Origin of the sequence: Alcaligenes sp. Lyrl_28, assembly GCF_051948705.1 — a bacterium.
GTDB classification, from domain to species: domain Bacteria; phylum Pseudomonadota; class Gammaproteobacteria; order Burkholderiales; family Burkholderiaceae_B; genus Alcaligenes; species Alcaligenes ammonioxydans.
Genome location: NZ_JAYJLG010000006.1, coordinates 38,281 through 51,192, shown reverse-complemented (window position 1 = coordinate 51,192; position 12,912 = coordinate 38,281). Strand labels below are relative to the sequence as shown.

Sequence of the window (12,912 nt, the reverse complement as noted above, 5' to 3'; positions counted from 1 at the left end):
CGTTGTTTCGTGTGAGCGGCTCAGGCGACGAGATCGAGGCGTAGTGCCAGAGCGGCAAGGGTAATCAGCAAGACGGGGGTAGTCAGAATGACCCCTACCTTGAAGTAATAGGCCCAACTGAGGGTGGTGCCTTTACGCGCCAGCACATGCAGCCATAAGAGGGTAGCCAGACTGCCTATCGGCGTGAACTTGGGGCCCAGGTCGCTGCCGATGACGTTGGCATATATCATGGCTTCTTTGACGGCGCCTTGGGCGCTGGAGGCGTCAATGGACAGGGCGGTGACCAGTACAGTGGGCATATTGTTCATGATTGAGGACAGGAAGGCGGATAGCATGCCGGTCCCCATCGCTGCGCCCCACACGCCAGCCTCAGCAAATTTGTCCAGCAATAAAGCCAGATAGTCTGTTAGCCCTGCATTGCGCAGCCCATATACCACCAGATACATGCCCAGCGAGAACACGACAATTTGCCAGGGCGCGCCCTGCAGCACTTTTTTGGTGTTGATGGTCGTGCCGCGGGCGGCAACGGCCAGTAGGATGAGCGCACCGGTGGCGGCAATTGCACTAATGGGAATACCCAAGGGCTCCAGCGCAAAAAAACCGGTCAGCAGTAAAGCCAGGATGAGCCAGCCAGCCCTGAAAGTGGCGATGTCCTTGATGGCCTGCGAGGGTTGTCGTAATTGCTCCAGGTGATAGCGGACGGGGATGTCGCGCCGGAAATACAGTATCAGGACAATCAGGCTGCTCAGCACGGACACAAGATTGACGGGCGCCATGACCCAGGCATAGTCCGTGAAGCCCAGTTTGAAGTAGTCCGCAGAGACGATGTTCACCAGGTTGGAGACAACCAGCGGCAAACTGGCGGTGTCGGCGATAAAACCCGCTGCCATGACAAATGCCAGGGTGGCAGGGGCCGAGAAGCCCAATGCCAGCAACATGGCCATGACGATAGGCGTCAGTATCAGGGCTGCCCCATCATTGGCAAACAAGGCCGAAACCGCTGCGCCCAGAATCACGATAAAGGCAAAAAGCCGGCGTCCATTGCCAGCTCCCCAGCGTGCCACGTGAAGGGCGGCCCATTCAAAAAAGCCCGCCTCATCCAGCAACAGGCTGATGATGATAATGGCCACAAAGGTGGCAGTGGCGTTCCAGACAATATTCCAGACCAGGGCCAGATCTGTCCATTGCACTACCCCGAGCAACAAGGCCGCGGCAGCCCCCAGGGAGGCGCTCCAGCCTATACCCAGGCCTTTGGGTTGCCAGATGACAAGCGTCAAGGTGGTGATGAAAATCAGTATTGCAGCAAGCATGGCGTAGCGTTCCGAGGCCGGTTTAGCATTGCCGGCACGCGTCTGACGCGGTGCCGCAGTCCTCGCCCTGACAGCAGTTCTCGGTCAGGTAGGCGAGCAAGTCGTTCATGGTGGAAAAGGTGGCGCTGTACAACAGATTGCGACCTTGACGCTCGGCGTGAATCAGTCCGGCATGGCTGAGCTCTTTCAAGTGAAAGGACAAAGCATTGGGCGCAATCCCCAATTGTTCGGCCAGGGAGCCCGGCGTCAGCCCAGATGGGCCGGTGACGACCAGGGCGCGAAACACCCGGAGACGGGCTTCATGGGCCAGAGCGGCCAGAGAGCGGATAACGTGAGATTCTTCCATAGGGCGATAATACAATAATTCAACAATCATTGAACTAAATATCTATGTTTGTTTTTTGGAGACTTCAGACTCCAGACTACGGATGCTTTTGAGGCATGAAGACAATCGCTACGGTATTGGTCAAGCTCAGGGCCAAGACCCCAGCCGGGGCTGAGGTCAGGACAGGGAACACCTGCCAACTCGGAAGCGAGCGCAGACCGCGACCAGGAGCCGGATCAAGATTGAGGCCAAGATCTGAGCAGGGGCCGTCACCAAGGCCGAGGCCACGACCGAAGCCAAGGCCATCGCGAGCGCTCAGTTTCGGGGGGCGGGTCAAGGCAACGATAGACGCAGACACCACACTAATAGCCATAGCCATAGCCATAGCCATAGCCATAGCCATAGCCATAGCCATAGCCATAGCCATGGCAACAATCGTCACAACAGCAATAGCAGCAGGGACCAGAGCCGAAGAGATACCAACGGCCAGGACAGAGACCACAGCAAGCGAAATGAGAGCAACAGCAAGGATAGCAACAAGGGCAACAGCAGCGTTCAGAACAACGATCTGTACGATCTCACCGCATGAGCGGCATGAGCAGTCGAGGGCCCAGCAACTGGGTGCATGGTGTGATTTGCCAGCCGAGCCGAGCCGAGCCGAGCAGTGCTAGGCGGTCAGTTGTTCACTTAACCAGTCGGCAAACACTTCTGCGCGAGGATTCTGATCCAGAGTCTGGGGAGAGAGCAGGTAGTACGCCGAGCCGTCCGGAATAAAGCCCTGCGGGGCGATGAGCTGACCGCTTTTCAGTTCGTCTTCCACCATTAAACGCGACACCAGGGCTATGCCTTGTCCGGACATGGCGGCCTGAATGCATAAATAAAAATGTTCCAGCTCCAGCTTGTTGGCCGCGTGGAGAGATTGGCCGCTCAGCCGCTCCCAGGTGGCCCAGGCTTGAGGGCGGGAACTGCTCTGTATGAGCACCTGCTGGCCCGCCTCCTCGTTGTAGGGGTAATGGGGCTGGCAAACGGGCCCGATCGTTTCCTCGCACAACCTCAAGCCGCAGACCGAGTCCGCCCAATGAAAGTCATCACGACGGATGGCGAGATCCACGCCCATTTGAGCAAAGTTTACCGGCCCTCCCGCTGTAATCAAATGCACGGTGATGGTGGGATGCAGCGCATGGAAATTGCCCAGGCGGGGAATCAGCCACTTCATGGCGATGGTGGGCTCACAGGATACGGCCAGGGCATGCTCACGCTGAGTGTGCTGTAACTGACGGACCACATCCTCCAGACGCTCAAACATGGGGGTGGTGACGTGTAGTAGCTGGCGGCCTGCCGGTGTCAGAAATACGGCCCGATTTCGTCTTTCAAACAGTTCCACGCCTAACGATTCTTCCAACGCTCGAATCTGGCGGCTGACTGCACCATGAGTGACATGCAGCAGTTGGGCTGCCTGCACAAAACTGCCTGCCTGAGCCGCGGTGTCGAAGTAGCGGAAGGCCGTGAGGTTGGGAAGATGCATAGTCAATGAAAACTCACAGAAAAGGCGCAGAATTTATCGTTTTTAAATTAGCACCGGATTATCAATAATGAAATTCTGTGTCAGCTAGTTAAATAAAAGGTTATGGGGAGTTTATTTCATCGTTTAAAAATTCGCGCTGTTTTCATAAAGAATAACAAGAACGATGGATATTCGATGAATACATGCGTCGCCAGGAAGGATTCTCCCTGTCTGAGGCAAGCAGTTTTTGCCGATGGACAGAACGAGCTCAGCGTGGCCAACCCATTCGTAGAGTGTAGGACGAACCCCTGCTTTTGGCGGGCGGCAATCTAGCTTGTCACCCCGATTTCATCAAACTTAGGCTTGTTAGAAATGTATGAACTCTTGGCAGTTGCCACTATCACTCTTTTGGCGGTGGTCAGCCCTGGCCCGGACTTTGCCCTGGTCACGCGCAATGGCTATGGTTTTGGACGCAAGATCGCCTTGATCTCGGCCCTGGGTATCGCGGTCGGTGTGCAGGTGCATGTACTCTATACCGTGTTCGGGCTGGCAATTTTGATTACGCAGTCGCCTGGTGTGTTTTGGCTGATGAAGGGGGCGGGTGCCCTGTACGTGATGTACCTGGGTTACCGGACTTTTCATAACGCCGCTGGGCTGACGGTGGGGGAGGTAACGGGAAATACGCCCAGCGCCTGGCAAGCTTTTGGTATGGGTTTCCTGACCAATGCTCTGAATCCTAAAACCATGTTGTTTGTTGTGGCCACGTTCACACAGTGTGTGCAGCCAAACGCGCCCTTGTGGCTGAATTTGGCCTATGGTTTGCTGATGTCTTTGCTCCATTGGGTCTGGTTTAGCATCGTGGCCCTGGCATTTTCAACGATGCATTTGCGTACCCTTTTGCTGGCTCGACAAGGGATCTTGGACAGAGGGATTGGGGCGGCCTTGTTTGGCTTGGGGGCCTCGCTACTGTTTGCCAACGCGGTGTCATAAAGAGGCATGCTGACGCTACGGGCGCAGGCCGGATGTCAGCATGCTTTGCCCGTCTGGTCTCCCAAAGGGCGTTGTCAGTACAATTAAAAAATTAATGGGTTTTGTTTTTTATTAAAAGAAAAATATTTAATATGGCTATTGATATTAAAAATATAAAACAATAAAAAATAAAATAATGAAAATTGGTATAAAAATAATGGAAGGCATCCGTGCCGCGGTTCCCGCCTTACGCCTTCGCGGCACGCCTGTTCCTTAATTTGCCTTTTTGTCGGCCGCCAATTTGTCCAGTTCCTCTTGTATCAGCTTGCGAATGGCGGTTTTCAAGAGCTTGCCGGTTGCCGTGTGGGGCAGTTCGTCCACCACGATCAGATCGTCAGGAATGCTCCATTTGGAGACTTGCTCGGTATATAACTCGATCATGTCCTGCTTGGTGAAGGTGGCGTCGTCTTGCAATTGCACGACCAGGACTGGCCGTTCGCCCCAGCGCTCGTCGGGTCTGGCCACCACGGCCGCTTCCTTGATGGCCGGATGAGCCTGGGCAATGTTTTCCAGTTCGATCGAGCTGATCCATTCGCCACCGGATTTCACCACGTCCTTGCTCCGGTCCACGATCTGGATGAAGCCGTCCTGATCAATAGTGACTACATCGCCCGTATTGAACCAGCCATCTTCGGTGTGGGCAGAGGTATCCGTGCTATTGAAGTAGGCGCTGGCAATCCACGGGCCGCGCACCAGCATGGCACCGAACATCTTGCCGTCACGAGCAATAGGCTGACCATCATCGCCGTCCACGCGGAACTCGACGCCAAACAGAGGACGACCTTGTTTGGCCAGCAACTTGAGTTTCTCCTTGTCAGGCAAAGCCTCGTGTTTAGGCAACAAGGCCGCCGCCAGACCGACGGGGCTGGTTTCCGTCATACCCCAGGCGTGGCGCACTTGGACGCCCAGCTTCTGGAAGCGGCTGATCATGACCGGAGGAGCTGATGAGCCGCCGATCACCAGACGTTGCAAGCTACTGAAGGTTTTGCCATTGGCCTGCATCCAGTCCAGCAGCCCCAGCCAGACGGTGGGTACGCCGGCCGTCATGGTGACCCCTTCCTTCTCAAACAGCGTGTACAGGCTGGCGCCGTCCAGTTTCGGGCCCGGCAAGACCAGCTTGGCGCCCACCATCAAGGCGGCGTAGGGCAGACCCCAGGCATTGACGTGGAACATGGGCACGATGGGGGTGATGGTGTCGTTGGCCGACAGACACAGGGCGTCGGGCAGGCTCAGGGCAAAGGCGTGCAAGATGGTGGAGCGATGGCTGTAGAGCACCCCTTTGGGTTTGCCCGTGGTACCGGAGGTGTAGCACAGGCCCGATGCTGTATTTTCGTCGAATACGGGCCACTCGAAATGGTCGGATTCGGCCGCAATCAGGGTCTCATAGCAGCGCAGATTGGGCAGCAGGTCGGATTGGGGCATGTGTGCCTCGTCCGTCATGATGACCACGGCTTTCAGTGTGGACAACTGGGGGGCCAAGGTCTCCAGAATCGGCATAAACGTCAGGTCGGCGAACAGGACGCTATCAGCGGCATGTTCGATGATGTAGGCAATTTGATCCTGAAACAGACGTGGGTTGATGGTATGACACACCAGCCCCGACCCGGAAACACCGTAATACAGCTCCAGATGGCGATAGCCATTCCAGGCCAGGGTTGCGACACGGTCACCGTGTTTCAGTCCCATGTTCTGGAGTGCATTGGCCAGCTTCTGACTGCGTTTGGACAGGTCGCTATAGGTGTACCGGTGTACCGGGCCTTCAACGGTTTGGGAGACGATCTCTGTGTCTGCGTGATAGTTCGCTGCATGACGCAGTATGGATGACACTAACAGCGGGGTATTCATCATCATGCCAAGCATGGTTTCCATCCTCCCTGGGAGTCAATCAAACGGAATTGACAGGCCGGCCTGACAGCATGGGATGTGGGCAGCAAATGGATGAATGATTACCACTGACTGTCATGGCCTCTTCAAGAACAGTAGCCTAAAACTCACAGATGCGTCTATGTGGTCGTTTGAGGGTGTTTGCGCCATCCCAAGGCTTGCCCAGAAGCGAGGAGATGGGGAAATTTCTAGACACAATTAACACTCTTTTGATTGAACAAAGAAGGGCGTTGAGTACAATCGGCAGCTAATTACAGCTTTTTTTAGACATAGTGTCGGATTTGCTGTCAATTTGACACGAGAGAGGCTGGGCGCAAAGAGCCCTGTGCTCGGAGCATCGTTCAATGATCGTGCTAGGTTTGCTGGGCCCATTTCGCTTTACGGTCGATCAGGTGGATCGCACCGCATCGCTGAGCTATGACAAGGTCAAACTGCTGGCGGCGGTGCTGTGCCTGGCGAACGGCAAAGTGCTGCATCGTGAGCGGCTGGCACATATGCTGTGGCCGGATCTGGCACGCGACAAGGCGCTATCACGCTTGCGTCATGCCTTGCATGTGTTGCGCAAGGCCTTGGGCGAGCAGGCTGTTTGCCTGGTCGCCCACGCCGAAGGCGCCATGGCGTTCAAGCCTGAATGTGTGCAGGTGGATGTGCTGGAATTCATGCAGGCCGATGCCGCGCAGAACGCGTGTCTGTTGCAGCGCTTGAGCCTGTATGGCGGTCGTTTTCTGGACGCGATTCCATCCCCCGATGCCGAAGCGTTCATTTCCTGGCGACGAAGCTGGGAAGATCGCCTCACCCTGGAGTTGTTCAGCGTGCGTGCCCGTCTGTTCGAGCAGGTTTTGCAGGCCCATCAGTGGGATCAGGCGCTTGCACTGGCGCAGGATTGGGTGCTGCAGGCCCCCGAGCAGGAGGTCTACCATCGCCTTTTGATCCGTGCCTTGATGCAAAGAGGAGACAGGCAGGCCGCCTTGCAAGCGTATGCCCATTGTGAGCAGGCTTTGCGTCAGTACCTGGGAGTACGCCCGGACCCTGAAACACGCCGTCTGGCTGAAGCCCAATGGCCGGTGGCCGCAAGCCATGCCCCCCCAACGTCCACCCAGAGTCATCGCACGGTTGCTACGCTGGCCTTGGCCTTGTCCTGGCTGCCTGCCGATGACTCTGAGGTGCATCTGGATGGGGAGCTGATGTCGGATCAGGCTGTGTCTTATCTGGAATCCTGGCACGAGCAATTGCTTGATATTTTGCGTGCGCACGGTGCATGGATAAGCCAGTCCAGCGGGTCTACGTTGCTGGCCCACTTTGCTTGGCCACATGCACAGTCCGAGCCGGTGAATCGGGCGGTTGAGCTGGCCTGTGTGATTCGTGCCTTGCGAACACCACCGGGGATCTGCATCGGTCAGGTCGTGCACGTCAGCTTGGCTTTAGTGGACGAACAGCAGGTCAATACACATAGTCTGTTCGGGCAACTGGTCATGCCTTTGGTGTGGAAGGCCAGGCATGGTGAGATTCTGTTGAGCGCTCAGGCTGTTGCTCGGATGGCGGATTGGCAGATCAAGCAGCATCGTGGCCCGGAGGGGGTGTGTTTCAGTTTGGGAGAGGGGAAATGGATGAATGACCCTCTTTACGGCTGCCAGCCCGAGTTCGAGCAGTTGGTGGCGCAATGGCAGCAGTGCAGCCGCCTGTCCCGCAAGGCCGCGTACCGAATTCATGGTGATCTGGGGTCGGGCAAATCCCGTTTAGCCCAAGCCTTGCACAGCTACATTGTGCGCGATGGTGGGCAGCCCTTGCTGATTGATTTTTCGCGCCAGGACGTACTGCAAGGCGTGCGCGAGATGATGCAGGCTCGTCTGGATGACGGCATTGGCACCCAGGACTTGCCGCTGGCCTTAAGTCAGTGCCTGCGCGACTGGTTTGGCCTGTCTGATCCCCATTGGGATCAGGTGCTGCAAGAGGCGCATCGTCAAAAAACGGAAGGCTTTCCAGGGGTGCCCGATCCGTGCCATTTGCTGCTAGCGGCGGTGCAGGCCTTTACCAGTCAGAGCCGGCCCGTGCTGGTGATTCTGGATCATGTGGATGCGCTGGATACCGGCTGTCAAAACAGCTTGGCGGCTATATGGAGTGCGGTTCAAAAGCAGCCGGCCGGAGTCTTGCTAGTGATCTTGTCACGTCAGAGCCTATTGGCGTTGGACTTTGCCCAGAGTATGACCTTGCGCCGCTTAACCGTGTCGGAGGTGGGCAAGGCGATCGGTTTTTATGCACGCGGCAAGCGCCTTTCCTCGGAGGCGAATGCGCAGATTCGTGCTCAGTGTTTGAGCAATCCCATGCTGATTAAAGACATGCTGCATTTACAGCGCTTTGGCATGCCGTTCAATTATGTGCCCCGTCTGGCAGACCGCTTGCTGCTGGATCTGGAGCAACTGGATGCGGATCGCCGCTGCGTGTTGTTGATGATGGTGTTGTGGGAACGCGCCACGCCTACGGGTTTGGCGCAGGCCTGTAATTTGCCTTTGAGCGTCATAGAGCAATCCAGGATCAGCCTGTTGGACAAAGGCTTGTTGCAGCAAGACAGCGAGGGCCGAATTGTATGCGCCCCTTTGATGCGTTCCGCCTTGCGTCGTTTGATTGCTAAGGAAGAAAGCAAAGTCCTGTACGGTAAGCTTGCCCATAGCCTGATTCAAATGCAGCAGGCAGAAGAAGAAATAGCCGCTTGTCTGGTACAGGCCCAAAGCGCACAAGCGGCCATTTGGTGGCGCAAGGCCATTGATACGTCGCTGCGCAGCGGCGATAGCCTGCAGGCGGCACAACAGTTGTCGCAGGTCTTGAGCAGCTTGCAGTACATGAGCGATGTGCAGTTGCGCCGTCAGTACGAGCGCGACAGCTATGTCACCTTGGGGGCGCTGGAGATCAGTCGTGGTGGGCCTGCTGCCATACCCGTGTCGCGAGCGTACGCGCAGGCGGCCGGACGCAGCGAGGGCGGCGAGGATGATCTGCCCGTGCTATGGGGGCAATGGGTGATGCTGCACGGCGCAGGCAGGCTGCCGGAAAGTCTGGCTCACGCCAAGCAGTTGCAGGAACACTCCCGGCGTCAGGGCCATAGCGCCTGGTATGGTTGGGGCCTGTACGCCGAAGCGCAATACCTGTTCTGGAAAGGCCGTGTGCAACCAGCCGAGCTGGCCCTGGACGAGGCGCTGCGTGCGCTGGCTTACGAACAGCCCGTTCCGGCCATGGATACGGCCCTGGGTCATCATTGTCCGGCTTTGGTGCATAGCCTGTTGGGCTTGACTCAGGTGTTGCAGGGGCGCTTTGAGCAGGGTGTGGCCAGTGCCCGCCATGCCCAGTTTCTGGCCAGTCAAAGTCAGTCGCGCATTTCGGCGGTAATTGCTGAAATTCAGATGCTGCGCATTCTGTATTTGCAAGGTGATCTGGAGGTGCTGACGGAACGTAGTCAGGCTTTGCTGTCCACGTTGCAGCCTGTCTTGCCGGACAGTGTCTGGTGTGCGGTTGCCGAGACCTATGTGCTGTATTGCCGCCTGGTCAAAGGTGAGGAGACTAGGTCTGAGCTGGCCCGTTTGCTTGGTTTGCTGCCTGAGTTTGCGCGCAGCATGCCGTTGGCGACGGATGCTTTTCTGTGTATTTTGGCCCGCTGCCATCTGGCCCAAGGGGAAATTGAACGTGCCAGCCAAGCCCTGGATCAAGTCTGCCAGATAGGGCAGGAGCGGGCTTCTACCCTGTATCTGCCAGAGCTTGACTGCTTGAGGGGGGATCTGGCCTGGGTCAGTGCGGATAGAGACCAGGCGCAGGTTTGCTGGGCTCAGGCCCAGCAAGAAGTCTTGCGCAGCGGCCTGTACGCCTATGAAGGTTGGCTCAGGCAACGACGCGAGCACCTCCCCGATCTGGCGGAACGTCGTGTGTGGGTTCAGCGCCACCCCGGTTAGAACTGGACGTTGATACCCGCAAAAATTTGCCACACTGGTGCGCCTGCGCCTTTCTTATCGACAGAGTATTGCGGTTCGATAAAGGCGTTGATCACGCTCTTGCCAGGTTTGAATACTTTGCCCAGACCCAGGCCCACGGGAATGTGATGGGTATGGTTTTGCAGGTCAAAGGTCCACACCCCGCTCGAGCGCAAGTAAAAACCATTAGGCAGGTTATAGAACAGGGCGGGCTGGAAGGTGGCCGTCTTGACCCTCTCGCGGTCCGAGTCCCCGGCAAAGGATTGCTGAAAAGTCAGCAGTCCGCCTGCCAGCCCCCAGTCCCTGCTGGCAACCAAGGCTGCGGCACTGCCAATTTGCCATTTGCCTTGTCCCAGCCAATCGTTCGACGCCGTAGGCATCACCAGCAAGGGGCCGATGCCATAGGAAAAACTACCAGCGTTTTTCATGAATACATCCATGAACGTGATGTCGCCCAAGCCAGATTTGCTGCCCAGACGATCGTGGTGCAAGGCCACAATCGGTACATTCAAACGCCACAGCTGCGGCAGACCAAAGGTCTTGTTGGGCAGGACGGCACGCAGCACGGTCTGATTTGCCCACGCATTCTCGAGCTTGTACAGCTCGGGTACGTAGTAGTCGTGCAAGCTGACCATGGGCCGGGGGCTTAACGGGTTATTGGCGTCGTTCTGGGACTGAGCCAGGGCCCCCGAGCTGATCAGGCTGGTGGCCAACAGGCCAAATATTGTCTTTTGCATATGCATACCTCCTCGAAAAACTGAAGGTAGGAAGGCGGCGTTGAAAAAGCATTTAAAGCGGGCCACTGTGGCAAAGTCGCCGTTTGGGCTATCGGGTCCGCTTTGCTCGCAGAATGAGACGCTTGTTGAAAAAGCCCATCAGGAGGAGCGTGCCATGGCACATGCAGCAATAAGAACAGTCATGCTGGCGGCAGTAGTCAGTGCGGGTTTGGTTCAGGCACAGGCCGCGCCTGCCACGCAGGCAACTCAGGAGCGCCATGCTCAATGGATGAAAACACTCCCGTTTGATGATACCCAGGACTTCAAGAACGCCCAGCGCGGTTTGATTTATCGCGAGCCCAGCCTGCAGATCAAAGGCGTGAACGGCAATGTGGTGTGGGATCTGGATTCTTACAAGGCCTTTATCAAGCCAGATAGCGTTGCTCCCAGCACGGTGCATCCCGGTTTGTGGCGCATGTCGCAGTTGAATTTGCTCGATGGTGTGTACAAGGTGACGGACAATATTTATCAGGTGCGCGGCTATGACTTGTCCAACATCACCTTTGTACGCGGCACAAGCGGCTGGATTGTGTTTGATGTGGGTACTTCTACCGAAACGGCCGCTGCTGCGTATGCCTTGTTGCAAAAACATGTGCAGGCCGCCCCTATCAAGGCGATTATTTACAGTCATTCCCACATAGACCATTACGCCGGAGTCAAGGGACTGGTGGATCAGGCCGCGGTGGACTCAGGACAGGTGCAGATCATTGCGCCAGAAGGTTTTGTGGAGCATGCCATCAGCGAGGGGGTGATTGCAGGCAATGCCATGAAGCGTCGTGCGACTTATATGTATGGGGCCTTCTTGCCGCGCGGCCCGGAGCATAGCGTAGGCTCGGGGCTGGGCATGACCAATCCGCTGGGTTCGGTCTCCTTGATTGCACCGACGCGTTCGATATCAAGATCCGGTGAAACACTGGTGGTTGATGGCGTTGAAATGGTCATGCAACTGACACCGGGAACTGAAGCTCCGGTAGAGATGAATACCTATCTGCCACAATTCAAAGCCATGTGGATGGCCGAGAACACGACCAACACCATGCACAATATTCTGTCCTTGCGCGGTACACAGGTGTGGGATGCCAGGCAATGGGCCAACTACATCAATGAAACCATTGACCTGTTTGGCGACAGCACGGAGGTGAAGTTTCAGGCGCACCACTGGCCTGTGTGGGGCAAGGAGCAGGTCCACGATTACCTTGTCAAGCAGCGTGATTTGTACAAGTACATTCACGATCGCAGTGTGAACCTGATGAACAAGGGCTATACCGGCGAAGAAATTGCCGAGCTGATCGAGCTGCCCGAGTCTTTGCAGAAAGACTGGGCAACGCGCGGTTATTACGGCTCACTTAAACACAATGCACGGGCGGTGTATCAGTACTACATGGGCTGGTACGACGGCAATCCCTCCAGTCTGGATGTCTTGCCACCAACGGCAGCAGGGGCGAAGTATGTGGAATACATAGGGCGTGATCGGCTCCTGCAAAAAGCAAATGAAGACTTTGATCGCGGTGAGTATAGATGGGTTGCCATGGTGGTGAAGCATTTGGTCTTTGCCGATGCGAAAGATGCAGAAGCACGCCAATTGCTGGCCAATAGCTACGAGCAACTGGGTTATCAGGCCGAGTCCGGGCCGTGGCGGTCCATCTATCTGCAAGGGGCCCTGGAGCTGCGCAAGGGTGCGCCGGATCTACCTGTGCCTCCCAACAATAATGCCGATCTGCTCGCTGCCCTGACCCCAGAGATGATGTTTGACTTGATGGCCGTGCGTCTGGACGACGAGAAGGTCAAAGACAAGGAGCTGACTGTTGCTTTTCATTTTGTGGATATGGACACGACGTATACCGTCAGCATTGGCAATTCGGTGCTTAATTACAGTACGCGCCCCGGTTTGCCGGCTCAAGCCACCATGTCAGTCAGTCTGGCGGATTTCAAGCTGATTCAAGGCAAGATGCTGGACTGGAAAACGGCCATGAAAACGGATCGCGCCAAGCTTCAAGGTCTGGGCCGTAAGTTTCAGGAATTTGGAGGTCTGTTTGAGGAGCCTGGCTTGTGGTTCAACATCGTGACGCCTTGAGGACGGTGCTCAGGACCGCGTGGCTTGACCGAGTGTTTGTTGCGATGCGACGACAAG

General features: G+C 56.3%; 8 protein-coding genes. 3 read left to right on the top strand and 5 right to left on the bottom strand.

All coding sequences use genetic code 11. The annotated features are described in order from the left end of the window. Nucleotides 1-20 precede the first annotated feature (20 nt). The 3 genes from VF694_RS13870 to VF694_RS13860 all read right to left on the bottom strand — a co-directional run bounded on the left by VF694_RS13870 (nucleotide 21) and on the right by VF694_RS13860 (nucleotide 3,160). Nucleotides 21-1,310 carry an arsenic transporter gene (locus VF694_RS13870; protein ID WP_003801802.1) on the bottom strand — a complete coding sequence of 430 codons (1,290 nt, stop codon included), beginning with the start codon at nucleotides 1,308-1,310 and terminating at the stop codon, nucleotides 21-23. A gap of 22 nt (nucleotides 1,311-1,332) precedes the next feature. Beyond that, the gene (locus tag VF694_RS13865) at nucleotides 1,333-1,656 is read right to left on the bottom strand and encodes an ArsR/SmtB family transcription factor (protein WP_039943427.1); all 324 of its coding nucleotides are present in this window, start codon (nucleotides 1,654-1,656) and stop codon (nucleotides 1,333-1,335) included. 646 nt (nucleotides 1,657-2,302) lie between these two features. Beyond that, a complete protein-coding gene (locus VF694_RS13860) occupies nucleotides 2,303-3,160 on the bottom strand; it encodes a LysR substrate-binding domain-containing protein (protein ID WP_059318270.1) in 858 nt (285 codons plus the stop codon). A gap of 351 nt (nucleotides 3,161-3,511) precedes the next feature. Between VF694_RS13860 and VF694_RS13855 the strand changes: the two genes are divergently transcribed. Continuing rightward, nucleotides 3,512-4,129 carry a LysE family translocator gene (locus VF694_RS13855; RefSeq protein ID WP_003801794.1) on the top strand — a complete coding sequence of 206 codons (618 nt, stop codon included), beginning with the start codon at nucleotides 3,512-3,514 and terminating at the stop codon, nucleotides 4,127-4,129. 252 nt (nucleotides 4,130-4,381) lie between these two features. Here VF694_RS13855 and VF694_RS13850 read toward each other — a convergent pair whose 3' ends face one another. Next, entirely contained in the window at nucleotides 4,382-6,028 is a 1,647-nt protein-coding gene (locus VF694_RS13850; RefSeq protein ID WP_003801793.1) for a 3-(methylthio)propionyl-CoA ligase, read from the bottom strand. 368 nt (nucleotides 6,029-6,396) lie between these two features. Here VF694_RS13850 and VF694_RS13845 point away from each other — a divergent pair, with 368 nt between their 5' ends. Then, the gene (locus VF694_RS13845) at nucleotides 6,397-9,987 is read left to right on the top strand and encodes a BTAD domain-containing putative transcriptional regulator (protein ID WP_440164698.1); all 3,591 of its coding nucleotides are present in this window, start codon (nucleotides 6,397-6,399) and stop codon (nucleotides 9,985-9,987) included. Here the strand turns inward: VF694_RS13845 and VF694_RS13840 are convergent. Beyond that, nucleotides 9,984-10,742: a hypothetical protein gene (locus VF694_RS13840; RefSeq protein WP_003801789.1), complete on the bottom strand. Its 759-nt coding sequence runs from the start codon at nucleotides 10,740-10,742 to the stop codon at nucleotides 9,984-9,986. The genes VF694_RS13845 and VF694_RS13840 overlap by 4 nt on opposite strands. Before the next feature lie 154 nt (nucleotides 10,743-10,896). Here VF694_RS13840 and VF694_RS13835 point away from each other — a divergent pair, with 154 nt between their 5' ends. After that, nucleotides 10,897-12,855 carry an alkyl/aryl-sulfatase gene (locus VF694_RS13835; protein WP_440164695.1) on the top strand — a complete coding sequence of 653 codons (1,959 nt, stop codon included), beginning with the start codon at nucleotides 10,897-10,899 and terminating at the stop codon, nucleotides 12,853-12,855. The last annotated feature ends 57 nt before the right edge of the window (nucleotides 12,856-12,912 follow it).

Excerpts from the sequence above, each read along its gene's own strand:
- VF694_RS13850 (WP_003801793.1), bottom strand. The coding sequence starts at position 6,028 with ATGCTTGGCATGATGATGAATACCCCGCTGTTAGTGTCATCCATACTG.
- VF694_RS13835 (WP_440164695.1), top strand. The coding sequence starts at position 10,897 with ATGGCACATGCAGCAATAAGAACAGTCATGCTGGCGGCAGTAGTCAGT.
- VF694_RS13855 (WP_003801794.1), top strand. The coding sequence starts at position 3,512 with ATGTATGAACTCTTGGCAGTTGCCACTATCACTCTTTTGGCGGTGGTC.
- VF694_RS13870 (WP_003801802.1), bottom strand. The coding sequence starts at position 1,310 with ATGCTTGCTGCAATACTGATTTTCATCACCACCTTGACGCTTGTCATC.
- VF694_RS13840 (WP_003801789.1), bottom strand. The coding sequence starts at position 10,742 with ATGCAAAAGACAATATTTGGCCTGTTGGCCACCAGCCTGATCAGCTCG.
- VF694_RS13860 (WP_059318270.1), bottom strand. The coding sequence starts at position 3,160 with ATGCATCTTCCCAACCTCACGGCCTTCCGCTACTTCGACACCGCGGCT.
- VF694_RS13845 (WP_440164698.1), top strand. The coding sequence starts at position 6,397 with ATGATCGTGCTAGGTTTGCTGGGCCCATTTCGCTTTACGGTCGATCAG.
- VF694_RS13865 (WP_039943427.1), bottom strand. The coding sequence starts at position 1,656 with ATGGAAGAATCTCACGTTATCCGCTCTCTGGCCGCTCTGGCCCATGAA.